General features: G+C 69.1%; 14 protein-coding genes. 10 read left to right on the forward strand and 4 right to left on the reverse strand.

The window, feature by feature from the left end; all coding sequences use genetic code 11:
* The first annotated feature begins 68 nt into the window (after positions 1-68).
* Together ACIQM3_RS19225 and ACIQM3_RS19230 are read left to right on the forward strand one after the other, a co-directional pair.
* Positions 69-818, forward strand: coding sequence for an SDR family oxidoreductase (locus tag ACIQM3_RS19225; protein ID WP_401625574.1), 750 nt, complete (start codon positions 69-71; stop codon positions 816-818).
* Between the two features lie 130 nt (positions 819-948).
* Positions 949-1,644 (forward strand): TetR/AcrR family transcriptional regulator, encoded by a 696-nt coding sequence (locus tag ACIQM3_RS19230; protein ID WP_401625577.1) that lies wholly within the window; start codon positions 949-951, stop codon positions 1,642-1,644.
* A gap of 47 nt (positions 1,645-1,691) precedes the next feature.
* Here ACIQM3_RS19230 and ACIQM3_RS19235 read toward each other — a convergent pair whose 3' ends face one another.
* A complete protein-coding gene (locus ACIQM3_RS19235; protein ID WP_401625580.1) occupies positions 1,692-2,069 on the reverse strand; it encodes a tetratricopeptide repeat protein in 378 nt (125 codons plus the stop codon).
* Positions 2,070-2,188: 119 nt separating this feature from the next.
* Between ACIQM3_RS19235 and ACIQM3_RS19240 the strand changes: the two genes are divergently transcribed.
* The gene (locus ACIQM3_RS19240) at positions 2,189-3,154 is read left to right on the forward strand and encodes a pirin family protein (protein ID WP_401625583.1); all 966 of its coding nucleotides are present in this window, start codon (positions 2,189-2,191) and stop codon (positions 3,152-3,154) included.
* A 982-nt stretch (positions 3,155-4,136) separates the two neighbouring features.
* Here the strand turns inward: ACIQM3_RS19240 and meaB are convergent.
* From meaB to ACIQM3_RS19255, 3 genes are read right to left on the reverse strand one after another with little or no spacing between them, the layout of a single operon-like run.
* Complete coding sequence (meaB, locus tag ACIQM3_RS19245; RefSeq protein ID WP_401625585.1) at positions 4,137-5,156, reverse strand: methylmalonyl Co-A mutase-associated GTPase MeaB; 1,020 nt, start codon at positions 5,154-5,156, stop codon at positions 4,137-4,139.
* A gap of 14 nt (positions 5,157-5,170) precedes the next feature.
* A complete protein-coding gene (scpA, locus tag ACIQM3_RS19250; RefSeq protein ID WP_401625587.1) occupies positions 5,171-7,345 on the reverse strand; it encodes a methylmalonyl-CoA mutase in 2,175 nt (724 codons plus the stop codon).
* Positions 7,345-9,153 (reverse strand): methylmalonyl-CoA mutase family protein, encoded by a 1,809-nt coding sequence (locus ACIQM3_RS19255; protein ID WP_401625590.1) that lies wholly within the window; start codon positions 9,151-9,153, stop codon positions 7,345-7,347. Before ACIQM3_RS19255 ends, scpA begins: the two co-directional genes overlap by 1 nt.
* A gap of 630 nt (positions 9,154-9,783) precedes the next feature.
* Between ACIQM3_RS19255 and ACIQM3_RS19260 the strand changes: the two genes are divergently transcribed.
* The 7 genes from ACIQM3_RS19260 (at position 9,784) to ACIQM3_RS19290 (ending at position 17,585) form a co-directional block, all read left to right on the forward strand.
* Positions 9,784-10,161: a cupin domain-containing protein gene (locus tag ACIQM3_RS19260; RefSeq protein ID WP_401625593.1), complete on the forward strand. Its 378-nt coding sequence runs from the start codon at positions 9,784-9,786 to the stop codon at positions 10,159-10,161.
* On the forward strand, positions 10,158-11,357 hold the full coding sequence (locus ACIQM3_RS19265) for a CaiB/BaiF CoA transferase family protein (protein WP_401625595.1): 1,200 nt from the start codon (positions 10,158-10,160) through the stop codon (positions 11,355-11,357). Before ACIQM3_RS19260 ends, ACIQM3_RS19265 begins: the two co-directional genes overlap by 4 nt.
* 176 nt (positions 11,358-11,533) lie before the next feature.
* Positions 11,534-12,028, forward strand: coding sequence for a flavin reductase family protein (locus tag ACIQM3_RS19270; RefSeq protein WP_401625597.1), 495 nt, complete (start codon positions 11,534-11,536; stop codon positions 12,026-12,028).
* 99 nt (positions 12,029-12,127) lie between these two features.
* Complete coding sequence (locus ACIQM3_RS19275; RefSeq protein WP_401625600.1) at positions 12,128-13,252, forward strand: zinc-binding alcohol dehydrogenase family protein; 1,125 nt, start codon at positions 12,128-12,130, stop codon at positions 13,250-13,252.
* Positions 13,249-14,853 carry a bifunctional 3-(3-hydroxy-phenyl)propionate/3-hydroxycinnamic acid hydroxylase gene (locus ACIQM3_RS19280; protein ID WP_401625603.1) on the forward strand — a complete coding sequence of 535 codons (1,605 nt, stop codon included), beginning with the start codon at positions 13,249-13,251 and terminating at the stop codon, positions 14,851-14,853. The genes ACIQM3_RS19275 and ACIQM3_RS19280 overlap by 4 nt, the downstream gene beginning before the upstream one ends.
* Before the next feature lie 172 nt (positions 14,854-15,025).
* A complete protein-coding gene (locus tag ACIQM3_RS19285) occupies positions 15,026-16,270 on the forward strand; it encodes an MFS transporter (protein ID WP_401625606.1) in 1,245 nt (414 codons plus the stop codon).
* Positions 16,271-16,445: 175 nt separating this feature from the next.
* Positions 16,446-17,585, forward strand: a complete 1,140-nt coding sequence (locus ACIQM3_RS19290) for a DUF3500 domain-containing protein (RefSeq protein ID WP_401625609.1) — start codon at positions 16,446-16,448, stop codon at positions 17,583-17,585.
* The last annotated feature ends 90 nt before the right edge of the window (positions 17,586-17,675 follow it).

The following is a 17,675-nucleotide window of genomic DNA, read 5'->3' on the forward strand; positions in this document are numbered from 1 at the left end:
GTGTTAGCGTTGTTCTTGTCAGGGTTTCGTGGAACCGACGGCAAGTTCTCTGCCACAGGAGCAACGTCATGACCGAGCAGCACACCACCCCCGCACGCAGGGTCGCGCTTGTCACCGGGGGCTCGCGAGGTATCGGCCGCGAGAGTGTCGAGCGGCTGGCGGCGGACGGGTTCGCGGTCGTCGTCAACTACGCCGGAAACAAGGCCGAGGCCGAAGCGGCCGTGGCCGCCGTCGTCGCCGCAGGTGGCGAGGCGGTCGCGCACCAGGCGGACGTCGCCGACGAGGCGGCGGTCTCCGCTCTCTTCGACGCCGCCGAGGAGGCCTTCGGGGGAGTCGACGTCGTCGTTCACGCCGCGGGCGTCATGTCGCTATCCCCGCTGGTCGACCTCGACCTGGACGCGCTGGACCGGATGTACCGCACCAATATCCGCGGGACCTTCGTCGTCGACCAGCAGGCTGCACGCCGCTTGCGCGGAGGAGGGGCGATCATCAACTTCTCCAGTTCGGTGCTGGGGCTGGCCATTCCCGGATACACCGCCTATGCGGCCACCAAGGGGGCCGTGGAGGCGATGACGCTGATCCTCGCCCGTGAGCTGCGTGGCCGGGACATCACGGTCAACGCCGTCGCCCCCGGACCCACCGCCACGGCGTTGTTCCTGGACGGCAAGGACGAGGAGACCATCGCGAGGATGGCCGCCCAGCCTCCCCTCGAGCGGCTGGGCGTCCCCCAGGACATCGCGGAGGTCGTCGCCTTCCTCGCCGGTCCCGCCCGCTGGGTCAACGGCCAGGTGCTGCGTGCCAACGGCGGAATCGTCTGAGCGGGCGGTCGGTCCGGCCATGCCTCGATATGCCGTGGGCCGAAGCGCCGAAGGGGAGGCCGCGGAGGGTGGGACGCCCCTGCCCCCACCGTCCGGAACGCCCCGTAGGGCGCTTGATAGCGTCCCTCCGGTGAGTACACGAGCGCGCATCCTCGAAGTCGCGGCCCGGCTGGTCGCGGAGTCCCCCGACGGGGACATCTCCACGCGCGCCGTGTGCGAGGCGGCGCAGGTCGGAGCACCTGCCCTCTACAGATACTTCGGGGACAAGGAAGGCCTGTTGTCGGCGGTCGTCGACCACGGCTTCGACGCCTATCTGGCGACCAAGCGGGAGCGTGGCGAGACCGCCGACCCTGTCGAGGATCTCCGTAACGGCTGGGACAGTCATGTCGATTTCGCTCTCCGGAACCCGAATCTGTACCGGCTGATGAACTCCCCGGCGATGCGGACGCCGCCGGCGGCCGCCTTCGAGTCACACAGCATCCTGACCCGGGACCTGGAGCGGGCGGCCGAACAGGGGAAGCTGCGCGTAGCTCCCGACCTGGCGGCCCAGATGATCATGTCGGCCACGACGGGTGTCGCGCTGATGCTGGTCTCCCGGCCCGCGACCTTCCAGGACGCCGGGGTGTCGGTGCGTGTTCGCGACGCCGTGCACGCCGCCGTGCTCACCCCGGACGCGCGAGCGAGCGAGCCGGTGGACGCCGAAGTCCCCTCCGCCGCCGCCAGGCTGGGGGCCCTGTTGCGCCGGTCGCACGGATCAGGGCTCAGTACGGCTGAATCGGCGCTGATGACCGAATGGCTGGACCGGGTGTCGAACGCGGAAAGGTGACCCGGGCCGGGGGACTGAAGCGTTGTCCCCCGGCCGGTGTGCGTGTGTCACGCCTGGTTCGGCTGCTCACGTGCCGGAAGCTCTGGTCCGAGGTCCCCGGTCATCGCGTGGGCCATCCGCAGGTGGGGAGCCGCCTCCGCGTGCCGACCCTGACGCTCGAGGGTGCGCCCGAGCATCAGCCGCGCGTAGTCCTCGACAGGACTGCGCTCCAGCACCTCGCGCAACTCCGCCTCGGCCTTGCCGAGCCTCGCCGAGTGGTAATAGGAGCGGGCCAGCAGCAGCCGCGGCGCCACCTGCTCCGGTACCTCCTGCACCAGCCCGCCGAGGATCCGGGCCGCGGTCATGTACTCCTTCGCCTCGAAGAACAGCTGGGCCCGGTCCCAGCGGTCGGCGGGCGTACCGAACTCGTAGTAGGTGTCGTCCACTTCTCCTCCTCGGCCGTAATGCCTTCGGACCCGTCAACACCGCACAGTGGTTGAACATTCCACTAAAATTTCGGCGTGGGACCGGTGCTCCATCGCCGTACGGGAATAGGTTGTGCGCCATGAGCAATCTCGATCGCCAGGCCGCTCCCTCCGTCTGCGGAGGACGCGGCTTCGTCGTCGCCGAACCGGTACGTGAACTCCTCACCCCGCGCCATGTCCAGCTCGGCGAATCCACCGAGGTGCGCAGACTGCTGCCCAATCTGGGACGCCGCATGGTCGGTGCCTGGGCGTTCGTGGATCACTACGGCCCCGACGACATCGCCGACGAGCCCGGGATGCAGGTGCCGCCGCACCCCCACATGGGGCTGCAGACGGTCAGCTGGCTGCACGAAGGGGAGGTGCTGCACCGGGACAGCCTGGGCAGCCTCCAGCAGATCCGGCCCCGGGAACTGGGCCTGATGACTTCCGGCAGGGCCATCAGCCACAGCGAGGAGAGCCCGAAACCACACGCCAGGTTTCTGCACGGTGCCCAGCTCTGGGTGGCCCTGCCCGACGCCGACCGGCATGTCGAGCCGCACTTCCAGCACCACACCGACCTGCCCGCCGTCACGGCGCCGGGGGTCACCGCCACCGTGATCCTGGGGGAACTCGACGGAGCAGTATCGCCGGGCCGCTCCTACACCCCGATCGTCGGAGCCGATCTGGCCCTGACCGCCGGCGCGGAAGCCCGGCTGCCGCTCGACCCCGACTTCGAGTACGCGGTGCTGTCGATGTCCGGCGAGGCCCATGTCGACGGTGTCCCGGTCCTCGCGGGGGCGATGCTCTACCTCGGCTGCGGCCGCACCGAACTTCCCCTGCGTGCCGAGTCCGATGCCGGGCTGATGCTCCTCGGCGGCGAGCCGTTCGAGGAGGAGATCGTCATGTGGTGGAACTTCGTGGCCAGAACCCACGACGACATCAGCAGGGCCCGCGAGGACTGGGTGAAGGGGGTGAGGTTCGGGGAGGTGAACGGGTATGCAGGGGCGCGGCTCTCCGCCCCGGAGCTACCGCCGGGGCCCTTGAAGCCGCGGGGTCGTACTCGCTGAGCAGGGCTTTATAGGGCTCCAGAGGTCAGCGGAAGTGGGGGCGTGGATCGCACCTGACTGTCAGGCGTGACTTGCTGCTGCAAGTTTGCTTTGCGATACCGTCCGGGGTCGGCTGTCAGGCGGAGGTCTCGCCGTGTGTGTGCAGGTCTGGACGGACCAATGCTGACTCTGCTGACGGGTGGTCAGCTAACCGCTCGTCCAGGCGTGCTCCCGACCTCACGCCGACCATGCTTGCTGAGCTGTGCCGAGGGCCGAGTTGACCGCCCCGGCCGCGAGGCAGGGCACCTCGGACAGGTGCGGCCGGGGCGGGGTGTGAGTGGCCTCATGGTCGACGCGAACGGTGACGGATCCGCCGGCCCGGTGGCTGTCCAGGAGCACCGGACCGGCGGAAGTTCTTGGCCCCTGCCATTCCGTTCCGGACGGGGCAGAGGTGACGCCTTTCCGAGGGACGTGACGGGACCGGCGACGAAAACGGCCCTGATCCGGCCGATCGGGCGCATGCTTGTCGGGATTTTGGCACCCTCGCCGAGGGCGGGCGTTCCCTCGAACTCGTCCGCGCCATCTCAGCGGCTAGGGGGGCGACGGGGAGGGGTGAGGGGCATGAGCACCATTATGGGACTCTGTGGAAAAACTGTCAACATTTATGGGCTGCGACAAGGATGCGTACGCGACATGGCGTAGGGGTATAGAGGCTGGGCTCCTGAGAAGCGAGTGGGCCGCTTGCCGTGAATCGTAAGTAAGCAGAGCCTATATACAGGGATTGTGGCATGCCAGTCCGTGTGGAGGTGCGAGTCGATCGATCGGTCCTCGTCTTCGCGCTGCGGACGGGCTGAGTGCCCACTGTGCAGTAACTGTCGACAGGATGAGGCCGTGTACGCCTCTCCTGGACGTGGTCAACCTGAATCCCAGCTCGCGCCGCCCGCCTTGCCGGAGGGTCATCCGTGCCAGCGGCGGCCCAGCGGCGAGTACGCGATCCAGCGTCCTACTCCGAGTCGCTGGTGCGGGGCGCGGCGCCGCAGTCGTTGTGTTCGGCCAAAGCGCTCAGGATGCGCTTGGCGGCCTGGGTGGGTGTCACCTCGCCGTCTCTGACTTGCTGTTCCAGGGCGGGTGTCACTGACTGCACGGCTTGGCTGGAGTGCAGGCGACCGAGCAGCTCTTCACGCACCATGGTCCAAGTCCAGTCGATCTGCTGGGTGCGGCGCTGCTCGGTGAGACGTTCGGTGGACTCCAACAGGGTCCAGTGCTGTTCCAGTCGCTCCCAGACGGAATCGAGACCGGTCGACTCCCGGGCGCTGCAGGTGAGCACCGGCGGGGTCCAGTAGGCGTCCCTGCCGTGCAGCAATCGCAGGGCGCCCGCCAACTCCCGTGCAGCGGCTCGGGCGTCGCGCTGCTGAGGGCCGTCCGCCTTGTTGACGGCAATGATGTCGGCCAGCTCCAGGATGCCCTTCTTGATGCCTTGCAACTGGTCACCGGTACGGGCCAGCGCAAGCAGCAGGAAGGAGTCGACCATGTTCGCCACGGCCGTCTCGGACTGGCCGACGCCGACGGTCTCGACCAGGACGACGTCGTAGCCGGCGGCCTCCACCACGACGATCGACTCGCGGGTCGATCGGGCGACGCCGCCGAGGGTGCCGGCCGTGGGGGAGGGGCGGACGAAGGCCGCGGTGTCGACGGCCAAGCGTTCCATGCGGGTCTTGTCGCCGAGGATGGAGCCGCCGGTTCGACTGGAGGAAGGGTCCACGGCCAGGACGGCGACCCGGTGCCCTCGTTCCGTCAGCATGGTGCCGAAGGCGTCGATGAATGTGGACTTGCCTACGCCTGGTACCCCGCTGATCCCGATCCGCCGGGCCCTGCCGCTGTGCGGCATCAGCTCCGTCAGCAGCCGCTGGGCCATGGCCCGGTGCCGGGGGTGAGTGGATTCGACGAGTGTGATGGCGCGGGCGATGACCGCCCGCTCACCGTCGAGCACTCCCTTGACGTACGTGCCGAGGTCGATCGCCATGGTGATTGAGGCCTTCAGAGATCGTGCCGGAGGGCGGTGGCCAGCCGCCGGACCAGGTCGTGGGCCGCATCCGGGATCACCGTCCCAGGCGGAAAGACGGCCGCTGCGCCCATCTCCAGCAGCTCGGGAACGTCCTGAGGCGGGATCACCCCGCCTACAACGATCATGATGTCCTCGCGACCCTGGTCGGCGAGCTGCTCGCGCAGCGCCGGGACGAGGGTGAGGTGACCGGCGGCCAGCGACGAGACGCCCACGACGTGCACGTCCGCCTCGACGGCCTGGCGGGCGACCTCGGCCGGCGTCTGGAACAGCGGACCGACGTCGACGTCGAAGCCCAGGTCGGCGAAGGCGGTCGCGATCACTTTCTGGCCGCGGTCGTGTCCGTCCTGGCCCATCTTGGCGACGAGGATGCGCGGACGCCGCCCCTCCGCCTCCTCGAAGTCGTCCACGAGGGACCGTGTGCGGTCCACGGAGGGGGATTGACCTGCTTCCTTGCGGTATACGCCGGAGATCGTGCGGATCTGGCCCGCGTGCCTGCCGTAGACCTTCTCCAGGGCGTCCGATATCTCCCCGACCGTGGCCTTCGCCCGGGCAGCGTGCACAGCGAGTTCCAGCAGGTTGCCCTCGCCCCCGGCGGCTCGGGTTAGCGCCCCCAGGGCGTCCTGGCAGGCCGTCTCGTCGCGCTCCGCGCGCAGCCGGCGCAGCTTCTCGATCTGCTGGTTGCGCACCGAGGAGTTGTCGACCTTGAGGACGTCGATCTTCTCGTCGGTCTCCACCCGGTACTTGTTAACCCCGATGACGGGCTGCCGCCCCGAGTCGATGCGGGCCTGCGTACGCGCGGCGGCTTCCTCGATCCGGAGCTTCGGTATGCCCGCGTCGATGGCCTTCGACATGCCGCCCGCCTGCTCCACTTCCTGGATGTGCTGCCAGGCGCGGCGGGCGAGGTCGTGTGTCAGCTTCTCGACGTATGCGCTGCCGCCCCAGGGGTCGATCACGCGTGTCGTGCCGGATTCCTGCTGGAGCAGGAGCTGGGTGTTGCGGGCGATGCGTGCGGAGAAGTCGGTGGGCAGGGCGAGGGCCTCGTCGAGGGCGTTGGTGTGCAGCGACTGCGTGTGTCCCTGGGTCGCCGCCATCGCCTCGACGCAGGTGCGGGTGACGTTGTTGAACACGTCCTGGGCTGTGAGTGACCAGCCGGATGTCTGCGAATGGGTGCGCAGCGAGAGGGACTTGGGGTTCTTCGGGCCGAACTCCTTGACCAGCTTCGCCCAGAGGAGCCGGGCGGCCCGGAGCTTCGCGATCTCCATGAAGAAGTTCATGCCGATCGCCCAGAAGAAGGAGAGGCGAGGGGCGAACGCGTCCACGTCCAAGCCCGCCGCCTGCCCCGCCCGTAGATACTCCACCCCGTCGGCCAGGGTGTACGCCAGCTCCAGGTCGGCCGTCGCGCCGGCTTCCTGGATGTGGTAGCCGGAGATGGAGATGGAGTTGTACCGGGGCATCTTCTGGGAGGTGAACGCGAAGATGTCGGAGATGATCCGCATCGAGGGGCCGGGCGGGTAGATGTAGGTGTTGCGGACCATGAACTCCTTGAGGATGTCGTTCTGGATGGTCCCGGCCAGCTTCTCGGGGGCGACCCCCTGCTCCTCCGCGGCGACGATGTACAGGGCGAGCACGGGCAGCACGGCGCCGTTCATCGTCATGGACACCGACATCCGGTCCAGCGGGATGCCGTCGAAGAGCTGGCGCATGTCGTAGATCGAGTCGATCGCCACGCCCGCCATGCCGACGTCACCCGTCACCCGGGGGTGGTCGCTGTCGTAGCCGCGGTGGGTGGGCAGATCGAACGCGATGGACAGGCCCTTCTGTCCTGCCGCGAGGTTCCGGCGGTAGAAGGCGTTGGACTCCTCGGCCGTGGAGAAGCCGGCGTACTGACGGATCGTCCAGGGCTGGTTGACGTACATCGTCGGGTACGGGCCGCGCACGTACGGCGCGATGCCGGGGTAGGTCCCGAGGAAATCGAGCCCCTCCAGGTCCCGTCCCGTGTACAGCGGCTTGACCTCGATGCCCTCCGGCGTCTCCCAGAGCAGGTCATCGCCCTCGGAGACTCGCTCGACCGCCGTACGCCACTCGTCGACGGTGGCCTCGGCCTTCGGCGTTCCGAGCTTGATCCCGGAGAAGTCAGGGATGGACATCAGGACACTCCCATGCGGTCGAGGGCCGCGGAGAGCACTGCGACTGCGTCGCAGCCCCTGAAGACGTACGTATCGACACCGGTGTGGTGCCCCGGGGGGCCGGCGAGGGATACGTGCTCGGCGCCCGCGATCCGTAGTTGTCCGGCGACGGACTCGGCCTGCTCCGCGTAGAGCGCGTCGCTGGAGCAGAGGCACGCCTCCCGGGCTCCGCTCTCCTCGAAGGTGCCGTCGACGACGGGTTCGATACCGCCGGCCAGGAACAGGTTCGAGGCGAAGGCGAGGCGCGCGGTCTGCGCGGCTGCCGGGCCCAGCGCGGCCAGGAAGACGCGTGGCCGGGCGCCGGTGGCGGCGAGGTGGGCGTCGGAGCGGGCGCGGAGCACCTCGAACGCCTCGTCGCGGCGCACCCGGGGAAGCCCTTCGGACGGTGGCTCCGGGAACGGCTCGCGTACGACCGGTTTCTCCGTCAGCAGCGGGAACTCACTGACACCCGTCACCGGTTCATGCCGTGTGGACAGTTTCGCGCTGCGTACGGACCAGGTCGCGGCGAGTCTCTCGCCGACCAGCCCGGAGCGCAGGGCCGTCTGCTGGCCGCCTGCCCGCTCGATCTCCTGGAAGAACGCCCAGGCCGCCTGCGCCAGATCGTCGGTCAGCCGCTCCACGTACCACGAGCCGCCGGCGGGATCGATCACCCGGGACAGGTGGGACTCCTCGATGAGAATGGTGGAGGTGTTGCGGGCGACGCGGCGCGCGAACGCGTCCGGCAGACCGAGCGCGCTGTCGAAGGGCATCACGGTGACGGAGTCGGCTCCCCCCACCCCGGCGGCCAGAGTCGCGACGGTGGTGCGAAGCATGTTCACCCACGGGTCCCGGCGCGTCATCGTCACCGGCGAGGTCACCGCGTGCTGGAGCTGTGCCCCCGCCCGGCTTGCCCCGCAGGCGTCGGCAACCCGCGACCACAGCCGTCGCGCCGCTCGCAGTTTGGCCACGGTCAGGAACTGGTCGGCCGTCGCCGCGTAACGGAACTCCAGCTGTCCGCATGCTGCCTCGACGTCAAGGCCCGCCGCCGTCAGCTCGCGCAGGTAGGCGACTCCCGTCGCCAGGGAGCAGCCCAGCTCCTGCGCCGCGGACCCGCCTGCCTCATGGTGGGGCAGCGCGTCGACGGTGAACGCCCGCAGTCCCGGGTATTGCGCGGCGCACTGCCGCGCGAGACCGAGCAGCGGTGCGGTATCCAGCGCCTCGCCCGTACGCGCCTCGTGGCCCAGCGGATCGGCTCCCAGGTTGCCCCGCGCGACTGTCCCGGCGATGCCTCGCTCCTCGTACAGCCGCAGCAACTCCTCCGCGGCAGCCGGTACGTCGCGTCCGGCGTCGAGGACGAGCGGTGCCAGGTCGAGATGGACGCCCTTCAGTACCCCTTCGAGCGCAGGTACCGGGATGCCGGTGTCGCCCACGACCAGCCAGAGGGAGGTGACCCCGTTCTCAAGGTCGGTCAGGACCGAGTTGCTGTCGGCCACCGTGTGCTGTTGGCGCACGTCCCAGCCGCCGACCGTGTTCCCCTGCGCCCGCCCGCCGCGCACGAAGGGCGCACTGCCGGGAAGGCCCGGGTCGGGCGCGGCGTCGCTCTCGGTGTAGAGGGGCCGGGTGCGCAGCCCGTCCTCCAGCTCGGTGGACAGGACGTCCTCCGCTGAGGTCGCGGAGATACTTCCACCTGACTTGCGCAGGACATCCCGTACGAGGTTGCGCCACTGCTCATGTGAGGCGTCGGGGAACTCGGCGGCGAGCGGGAGCCCGTCGTCAGGCAGAACGGTCATGGAGGCCCTAACGAGGTCGTGGGACGAGGCGTGGGGGCGGACGGGCCTCGCAAGGTCGTTTCGCCGTGCCCGGCCGATGTGCGGTCGACTGCGGTCGACGGGAGCCGAGGTCCCGAGCAAGGCGCTGTCGCGTCGGGGGTTCGCTCCGTGCGATGTCGGCCGTGGCCGGTTCCTTCCCTGCCTGTGTGATGCCCCTGGGTGGGTGGCGAGCCCGCTCAGGAGGCGTCTGGCTTCGGGAGCCATACTAAAAGGCGCTCTAAAAATGTCAACAGTTTACGGAGTGGTCACCCGAGAAGGGTTCCTCGTCACCTTGATCGGCCTCAGGTCGGCCGAGCCAGGTTGATAAGGGAGTGCATGGATCGCCTTGGAGGACGCGCTGCAGTTCCTATGTGGTGGCCTGTAGAGAGGCGGCGAGAAAATGTTGACAGATTTGCCTCGGCTCCCGCATGGTGCTCCTGACCGCAACGTTCCATCGCGTCACCCCGGCCAGCCGGCGGTCGCCCGGAGCAGCAGGCCCGTGAAGCCCTCTCCGTATGCGCCGCACGGCCGCTGCGGACACGGCTGATTGTCGTCATTGTCTGCCATCGCAAGCACCTGGCCTGCACGCCCAGCCAGAATCGAGTGACCACCATGCCGATAGACATCACCCATCTCGCTGAGGCCGCACGCTTCCAGCCCCCAGGCCACCACGGCGTCGGCCCCATCCATCTCTTCGGTGGCGAGCAGTACGACGGCGCCGTGACGGCAGCCCTGTCGCACTACGTTCCCGGTGGGCGAGCGGACATGTCGCCCGTCGCGCTGGAGACGCTCTACATCGTGCTGACCGGCGCCCTGACCCTCACCGAAGGCGACGGGACCACTCACGTCCTGCACGCTCTCGACGGGGCGCGCCTCACCACCGGAACGCTCCGGGCAGTCGAGAACCACACCAATCTCGCAGCGAGCATGCTCGTGATCCGACCGAACCCGGCCAGCCCGTCGTTCAGCGCCCCGGAGGCCCGTTCATGACCGGATCACTTGCCGGACTGCTCGTCGTCGACCTGACCCGCGCGCTCGCCGGGCCCCAGGCGGCCATGATGCTCGGTGACCTCGGCGCCCGTGTGATCAAGGTTGAGAGTCCCGCGGGGGACGACACCCGTTCCTGGGGGCCGCCTTTCGTCCAGGCGGACGACGGCACCGAGGAGTCGACGTACTTCCTGTCGTGCAACAGGAACAAGGAATCGATCACGCTCAATCTGAAGCGGGACGAGGACGCACAGGTGCTCGCCCGGCTCATCGAACAGGCAGACGTCCTGCTCGAGAACTACAAGCCGGGCGCGCTGCAGCGACTCGGATTCGGGACCGCACGGCTGATAGAGCTCAATCCCCGGCTGGTGGTGCTGTCGATCAGTGGATTCGGCCACGACGGACCCGAAGCGAGCCGTGCCGGGTACGACCAGATCGCGCAGGGCGAGGGTGGCCTGATGTCCCTCACCGGACCGGATCCCGCGCACCCCCAGCGCGTCGGCGTACCGATCGCCGACCTGCTCGCCGGCATGAACGGCGCCTTCGGCGTGCTCGCCGCCCTGCGCGAACGCGACCGCACCGGCCGGGGGCAGATCGTGCGCACGTCGCTGCTGGCCTCCGTCGTCGCCGCCCATGCCTTCCAGGGGACGCGCTGGACCGTGGCCGGCGAGGTCGGCCGGGCGCAGGGGAACCAGCACCCGACGATCGCTCCGTACGGACTGTTCCGCTGCGCGGGTGGAAGCGTGCAGATCGCCTGCGGGAACGACGCCATGTGGCGGCGCCTCTGCGTGGCCTTCGACCTCGCGGCGGACGACCCGCGCTATGCGACGAACGCCGACCGCCTGGCGAACCGGGAGAGCCTCACCGCACTGCTCGAGAACGCGTTCTTGGAGCTCGGGCCGGACGAACTCCTGGACCAGCTCGCCGACATCGACATACCGGCCGGCCGGGTCCGCACCCTCGACGAGGTCTACGAGTGGGAGCAGACCCGCTCCCAGGGGCTTCTCGTCGACGTCGAGCACCAGAGTCTGGGGAAGATCTCGCTGCCGGGATCGGCCCTGCGGACGTACACCGTCGACGCCGACGGCGCCGAGACGGAGACGACCCGCGTCAGCCACCGTCCCCCGCCCGTCCTCGACGCCGATGCCCAGGCCGTCCGGGGTTGGCTGGACACCGTGGCAGGCGTTCCCTCGGCCTGAGAGCGGATCGCTGGCGCGGACCCGTCCGAGCAGAGCCCCGAAACCCGAGCCGAGGTTCCGAAGCTCCCGAGCAGAGCTTCTGACGACTTCACACAGCACCACCTTCCAATACGCCCACACCCATCACGTCTGCGTCGGCCGGGACGGCCCGCACGCAGACCGAGAAGGAGATCTCGGTGAGAGATATCGAGCCGGTGCAGGCCGCTCAGCAGCTGCGGCAGGCGTTCGGATGTTTCCCCTCCGGAGTCACCGCCCTGTGTGCCTACCGCGACGGCGAGCCCGTGGGGCTCGCCGCAAGCTCATTCACCTCCGTGTCGATGGACCCACCACTGGTGTCGGTGTGCATACAGCACACCTCCACGACCTGGCCCAAGCTGCGGGAGCGTCCCAGGCTGGGGCTGAGCGTGCTGGCCGAGGGCCAGGACGAGATCTGCGCCCGGCTGGCGAGCAAGGGCGGAGACCGGTTCGCCGGCGTGGACTGGTTCGCCTCCGACGACGGCAGCGTCTTCGTGGAGGGCGCCACGCTGTGGCTGGACTGCACGATCCAGGAAGAGGTGCCGTGCGGGGACCACGACATCGTGCTGCTCGGCATCCAGGGTCTCAGCGCGGTCCTCGACACCTCCCCCCTCGTGTTCCACGGCAGCCGCTTCCGGCGTCTGGCCAGCATCTGACGGGGGAAGGCGTCGTCCTTCCCGGACGACCGATACGCAGCGGCAGCACGAAGCGTGCCGGCCAACGGTTGTGAGGAATTGAGGCTAACGATGGAGAGCATGCAAGCGCCGGACGGCGCGCGGCGGAGAGGGGTTCCGGCAGCGGTCGTCGACGCTCCCGGAAGTGAACCGCGGTTGGGTTCGGTCACGTTGCGGCCGCGTACGCCTGGCACCACGCTCGTGGCAGTGGTCGCGGCGCCGCTGAATCCGCTGGACCTGGTGATCGCCTCCGGGACGTTCCACTCGGCTCGCCACGAAGCTCCGTACGTCCCGGGCAGTGAGTGCGTGGGCGTCGTGCTCGACTCGGACCGCTATGCGCCGGGCTCCTGGGTCTACGGCGAGTGCGACGCGTCGCCGGACACCCCGGGTTCCTTCGCGACGCAGGCGCTCATCGTCGATGAGGACCTCCTGCTGTTGCCCGAAGGCCTCGACCCCGTGCTCGCAGCGGCGGTCGGCAACTCCGGCACTGCCGCGTACATGCCGCTCGTCGAGAACGCCGGTCTGCGCCCCGGCGAGACCGTGCTGGTTCTGGGAGCCACCGGTTCGGTCGGGCAGCTGGCGGTCCAGGTGGCGCACCGCAGCGGCGCGAGCCGGGTGGTCGGCGTCGCCCGCGACCGCGCGGCCCTCGGACGCCTTCTCCAGCTCGGCGCCGACGCCGTCGTCGATCTGCGCCCCGACGAGAGCGTGGACGAACTGGCGGCCAGGCTGCGAGAGGTGGCCGGACCTGTGGACGTCGTCCTGGACGGCGTCTACGGACTGCCGTTGGAGGCGGCACTCCAAGTATGCGCACCACGGGCCAGGGTGATCAACATCGGCAACCCGGCCGGGCCGACCGCACAGGTGCCGGCCGGGCTGCTGCGCGGCAAGCAACTCACGCTGTCCGGCTTCGCGGGCCTGCACACCCCGTTGTCCAAGAAGCAGCCGGCGCTCACCTGGCTCTGGAGTGCCCTCGCCCGTGACGAGCTGGAGATCGACGTGCGCACCGTCGCGCTGGAGGAACTGCCGACGGCATGGCGGGCACAGGCGGCTTCACCGCACCACAAGTGTGTCGTCATGCCCCAGGACGCCCACGGCCACGAGGTGGGGCGGCCTGCCCTCACCTACCCGAGCGGCCGACCCGCTCCGTTCGACCACGCGCCGATCGCCCCTGCGGACCGCACCGAGGCAGGAGGGCGGGACGCATGACCACGCGCCCGGATCCCATCCCCGCCGCGCACTTCCGGCCTGTGGTGGACTGCCTCGTCGTCGGCGGTGGTCCCGTGGGGCTGCTGACGGCTCTCCTCCTCGGCCGGGCCGGTTTGCAGGTGTCCGTCGTGGAGCGCTGGCCGGAGCGGTATCCACTGCCACGGGCGTGCACCATCGACCACGAGGCACTCCGCATCCTGCAGTTCGCGGGCCTCATGGACGACCACGCCGACTTGTTCGAAGCATCCCAGGGGGAGCGGGGCGGGTACGAGTTCCGCAACGGTGAAGGCGAACTCCTGCAGGCCATCGACTGGAACCGTGCCTCCGAGTCGGGATGGGCGAACACCAACGGCTTCTACCAGCCCGATCTTGAGGCGGCCCTCGAAGACATGGCGGTCGCGACGCCGGGCGTGCGGGTCCACCGCGGATGGACCTTCCAGGACGTGACGCAGGACGCCGACGGAGTGTCCGTCCGGGTGGCCCGCACCGAGGATCCGGCCGAAACCGCGCAGCTCCGGTCTCAGTGGCTCATCGGCGCGGACGGGGCCAACAGCGTGGTGCGCTCCCAGCTCGGCATCGAGACCGGCGACTCGGGGTTCCAGGCCGACTGGCTGGTGGTGGACTACCAGCCGCTCGCGGAGGAGGACTGGAGTGCCTTCGTCACCCAGTACTGTGATCCGGCGCAACCCGCCACCGCGGTCAACAGCGGTCCGGGGCGACGGCGTTTCGAGTTCATGCGCCGCGCGGACATGACCGTCGAGGAACTGGGCCGGGACAGCACGGCCTGGCGGCTCATGGCGCCCTGGGGTGTGACACCGGAGACCGCCCGCCTGGAACGCCACGCCGTTTACACATTCCGGGGGAGCTGGGCGCACACCTGGCGCAAGGGAAACGTGTTCCTCGCGGGCGACTCGGCCCATCTGATGCCTCCCTTCCTCGGGCAGGGGCTGTGCTCCGGCCTGCGGGACGCCCGTGCGCTCACCTGGCGGCTGATCATGGTCCACCAGGGGCTGGCGACGCCGGCGGTGTTCGACACCTACGGGCCGGAGCGCTCCGGCCACGTGCGGGAGATCATCGACGAGGCGGTGGCCGCCGGTCGCGTCATCTGCGAACTCGACGTCGACCGAGCGGCCACACGGGACGCCGACATGAAGAAGCGGTCGTCCGATCCCGACGCCGTGACGCGGGAGCCCCCGCACCCGCGTCTGGGCGAGCCGTCGCTGACGATCCCGGGGAGGGACGCCGAAGGCCGGTTGGCACCGCAAGGGCGCATTCGTATCGCTGACCGGGAGGGGCTCTTCGACGATGTCGTCGGTGGCGGCTGGCAGCTGATCAGCCGTACCGGGGACCCTGCGGAGTACCTGAGTGACGAGGACACTGCCTGGTTCCGCGAGAGGGGTGGCGTGATCGCCGACGTTTCGCGCGGGGGCGGCCTCCAGGATGTCGACGGGACCTACGAGCGCTGGTTCGCCGAGCACGGGTGCGAGGTGCTTCTCGCCCGGCCGGACTTCTACGTCTTCGCGGCCGGCGAGCACGAGGACATCCCACGCTTCGTCTCACGTCTGCGTCAAGCGCTCCAGCCTGCGGCGGAATCGAGGTAATCGACGACGGGCCCGCGGCTCGCTCGGCCCGCCGGGACCCAGGGTTCACACGCCGGGCGGCCAGGGTGGATCCGGCTCCCCCTCTCTCGTAGTCAGGCCGACGGTCCGGTGACCGGACACGTCGGTGCGGGAGAAGGGGCGCTTCCACAAGGGGAATCAAGGAGGATTCCGCATGACCATGGACAAGTCGGCAACGCTCATCCGGGCAGGCGAAGACCCGTCCGACAAGGGCAGGGAGGCGACGGGGTGGCGTACGGCCATAGCGTCCGCGCTCGGGCTCACCGTCGGCCCCAGTGTTCTCACGGTCATGTCGTTCGGGGCGTTCATCGCCCCGCTTCACCGTGAGTTCGGCTGGGGTGTCTCCGACATCGGCCTGGCTGCTTCCTTCCTCAGCATCACGGTCATGATCATTTCGCCCCTGCAGGGTTACCTGGTCGACCGGTACGGGGGCCGCCGAGTCATCCTATGCAGTTCTCCGGTCTTCGGGCTCTCCCTCATGGGGATGTATTTCCTGCCCGACAACCTGTCCGTGTTCTACCTGGCCTGGGCCCTCATCCCGGTCTGCGGCCTGGGCCTCTGGCCGGTCTCCTACCTCCGGCTCACGGCAGGCTGGTTCGAGCGCAAGCTTGGGTTCGCGCTGGGGATCGCCAACTCTGGCATCGGGGTCGGCACGGTGATCGTCCCCATACTGACGGCGTGGCTGATCGGGGCGTTCGGCTGGCGAGCGGCTTTCCTCGGGCTGGGAGCGGTTGCGCTCATCGCCTTCCCGATCGCGTTCTTCCTCATCACGGAACCGAGCCCACGTAGGACGGATGTCAGTACGAGTGGCGATACGCTCAAGGTCGCAGCGCGTAGGCGGCCGTTCTGGCTCATCCTGGGCGCGTTCCTCCTGCTCGGGCTGGTCGGCTCGTCCATCACGGTCTACCAGATTCCCCTGTTGCTCGATGCCGGCGTCCCGGAGCACGTCGCCAACCTCGTGCCTGTCGCGCTCGGGCTCGCGCTCATCGTGGCCAGGGTCGTGACCGGGTGGCTGCTCGACCGCTTCAAGGCATCGGTGGTCATGGCCTTCAACCTCACCGGCGGTCTCATATCGGTGCTGCTCTTCGCGGCGGGACCGAACGTGGTGACGGGCCTCATCGCCGCGGCGCTGGCCGGTCTGCTGATCGGGGCCGAGTTCGACGTCCTCAGCTATCTCGTGCCTCGGCACTTCGGACGTATGGCCTACGGCAAGATCTACGGCATCGCGTTCTCGGCGTTCCAGATCGGCGGGGCGATCGCCGCGTCAGCGGTGAGCGCGAGCCGGGAGAGCTCGGGCTCCTACACTCCGGCGATGCTCACGCTGGCCGTCGTGTGCATGGTCTGTGCAGGCATGTTCATGTGCCTCGGCCCGTACCGGTACGACGCGGCGCACAAGTGAACACGAATCGAGGGCGCAGGAGGGTGCCGAGCCGACGACGCCCCCGACTCGGCAGTACTACCGAGGCACTGTCCTGGTCCGGCGTACGGACAGCGCACCCTGTCGTACGAATGAGCAGCATCACTCCCCCCCCCACACACACAGACCCACCCCACGAAGAAAGGCAGGGAACGTCATGAGGGCAACGCCACATCAGCATCCTGACGGTGCGCTTCCGGAGGCCCACCGGCCGCGGACGGGTGGCTCGTTCGACGCGACGGCGGTCACCTTCGCGGCGATGGGGCTCTTCGACGGACTGAGTGCGGACCAGCGTGAGCGGGCGCTGCTGCCCTGGACGAGCTCAGACCGTACGCACTGGAACTTCCTGCCGGAATCCGGCCGCCCGGGCGTGGCGCTCGGAGACCTGGACCGGCGACAGGAGGTGTTGGCGCACCGGCTGATCGCCGAGTCGATGTCGACCGCGGCGTACGCTCGTGTGGTCCAGGTGATGTCCAACGAGCACGTGCTCCGCGAACTGAACCAGTCCCTTTTCGGGCACGTCGCAGCCACGCTCCGCGACGCGCGCGGCTACTTCCTCGTCTTCTTCGGCCAGCCGCAGCCGGACACCACCTGGGGCTGGCGCCTGGTGGGCCACCATCTGTCGATCAACATCACCGTGGTCGACGGAGACCTGGTCAACGCCACCCCGTTCCTGCTCGGTGCCGAACCCGCCCGCTTCGGTCCCTTCCGGATCCTCGGGGAGGAGGAGGACGCGGCCTTCGTCCTTCTGGACAGTCTCACCGCCTCCCAGCAGCAGCGGACCCTCATCCATTCCAGGCCGCCGGCGGACTTCGTCACCCGGACCGTCGCGACCGTCGGAGAGGTCGAGTACCCCGCCTACCACGGGGTCGGCCGCCGCGACGCGATGATCACCGACGAGGACCGCAAGGCCCTTGCTTACTTCCGCGCCCACCCCCGGGGCTTCCGTGCCGGTGACCTCTCACCGGCCCAGCGCAAGCACTTCGACGAGCTGCTGGCCCTGTTCGTCGAGCGCGCCCGGCCGGGCCTCGTGGGCTTCGAGATGGACCGGATCGCGGCTGCCGGGGGAGTGGAGGATCTGCACTTCGCCTGGGCAGGCGGCACATCCATCGAGCAGCCGCACTACTTCCGCATCCAGGGCCCGGTCACACTCGTGGAATTCGACAACGCCGAGGACGACGCCAACCACGTGCACAGCGTCTGGCGTGACCCCTCCAATGACTTCGGTGCCGATCTCCTGATCCAGCACCTCCTCGATCACGACCACACCGGGGGACGCGAAGACACCGCCGACTGACCGGCGGGCGGACTCCGGAGGATCTCCTGATCGCCCGGAACCCGGACGGCAGTGACGCCGTCCGGTGCAGGACCGCCGGCCGACTGACGG

Source organism: Streptomyces sp. NPDC091271 (assembly GCF_044757505.1).
Taxonomy (GTDB): Bacteria; Actinomycetota; Actinomycetes; order Streptomycetales; family Streptomycetaceae; genus Streptomyces.

Excerpts from the sequence above, each read along its gene's own strand:
- ACIQM3_RS19225 (WP_401625574.1), top strand. The coding sequence starts at position 69 with ATGACCGAGCAGCACACCACCCCCGCACGCAGGGTCGCGCTTGTCACC.
- ACIQM3_RS19240 (WP_401625583.1), top strand. The coding sequence starts at position 2,189 with ATGAGCAATCTCGATCGCCAGGCCGCTCCCTCCGTCTGCGGAGGACGC.
- meaB (WP_401625585.1), bottom strand. The coding sequence starts at position 5,156 with ATGGCGATCGACCTCGGCACGTACGTCAAGGGAGTGCTCGACGGTGAG.
- scpA (WP_401625587.1), bottom strand. The coding sequence starts at position 7,345 with ATGTCCATCCCTGACTTCTCCGGGATCAAGCTCGGAACGCCGAAGGCC.
- ACIQM3_RS19255 (WP_401625590.1), bottom strand. The coding sequence starts at position 9,153 with ATGACCGTTCTGCCTGACGACGGGCTCCCGCTCGCCGCCGAGTTCCCC.
- ACIQM3_RS19260 (WP_401625593.1), top strand. The coding sequence starts at position 9,784 with ATGCCGATAGACATCACCCATCTCGCTGAGGCCGCACGCTTCCAGCCC.
- ACIQM3_RS19265 (WP_401625595.1), top strand. The coding sequence starts at position 10,158 with ATGACCGGATCACTTGCCGGACTGCTCGTCGTCGACCTGACCCGCGCG.
- ACIQM3_RS19275 (WP_401625600.1), top strand. The coding sequence starts at position 12,128 with ATGCAAGCGCCGGACGGCGCGCGGCGGAGAGGGGTTCCGGCAGCGGTC.
- ACIQM3_RS19280 (WP_401625603.1), top strand. The coding sequence starts at position 13,249 with ATGACCACGCGCCCGGATCCCATCCCCGCCGCGCACTTCCGGCCTGTG.
- ACIQM3_RS19285 (WP_401625606.1), top strand. The coding sequence starts at position 15,026 with ATGACCATGGACAAGTCGGCAACGCTCATCCGGGCAGGCGAAGACCCG.
- ACIQM3_RS19290 (WP_401625609.1), top strand. The coding sequence starts at position 16,446 with ATGAGGGCAACGCCACATCAGCATCCTGACGGTGCGCTTCCGGAGGCC.